Genomic DNA, 790 nt, shown 5'->3' on the forward strand with positions numbered 1-790 from the left:
TCCCTTTACTATAAAGGGTTGAAGGACATATCAGCGACCATTTCCCTTTTGAAATTACCTATAAATTTTCACTTCGTTAGAAAATCTGTTAGAAGTTTTGAGAGAAGTTTTTTCTCTTTTTTCTAATCACCTCATTAAAAGCCTTCTATTATATACAACTTCACAAACAAATTAAATTTAGCTGCCATCTCCTCCAATTTCTTTTCCCTGTATTTTGTAATCGTGAAGAAATGAATCATTGGTATTTTCCCGTTATATTTTTGTTTATAAATTTGAGTGAATTCTTCATACTTTTTTAGCTTTTCTTCATTAACTTTCATCTTCTGTGAACGATCCACTTCAACTGCATGAAGAATCCCCTCTTCATCACGAAACTTCACATCTGGAATAATTCGCTTTTTCTCTCCATTCCTCCTATAGCGTATCTCTGTTTCGATTTGCCAATCATCTGGACAAAATAAATGTAACCAGGCTTCATTCCTTAAAAGTGCATGCTCCATCCTATTTCTTGAAACGACTTTTCCTTCCCCCAATAATGCATGACCCTCTTTATTTAGATAATACACATATTCTTTATAATAGGTCACACGGCTAACGAATTGTGTCAAATCTTTCATGATACGATTTGCATTTCTTATACCACCCATATCATGTACACACATCAAATGTCTTCTCGTTGCAAACTGCAGCTTTCTAATCGTCGCAAGTATCGTCATCTGACGTTCCTTCTTTAATTGTTTCAATGTGCTCATCTTTCTCCACCTCATATTCTTTTAGATGTTCCCACATA

The 790-nt window shown here is 34.4% G+C and carries 1 protein-coding gene; it reads right to left on the reverse strand.

Annotated elements, in window-relative coordinates:
- Positions 1-134: 134 nt before the first annotated feature.
- On the reverse strand, positions 135-716 hold the full coding sequence (locus V7183_RS24485; RefSeq protein WP_335361146.1) for a replication-relaxation family protein: 582 nt from the start codon (positions 714-716) through the stop codon (positions 135-137).
- Between the last annotated feature and the right edge of the window lie 74 nt (positions 717-790).

It is taken from the genome of Bacillus sp. JJ1127 (assembly GCF_036965845.1).
In the GTDB taxonomy this organism is placed as follows: Bacteria; Bacillota; Bacilli; order Bacillales; family Bacillaceae_G; genus Bacillus_A.

What these genes read in the sequence shown, in the direction of transcription:
- V7183_RS24485 (WP_335361146.1), bottom strand. Translation starts at nt 716, where the DNA reads ATGACGATACTTGCGACGATTAGAAAGCTGCAGTTTGCAACGAGAAGA.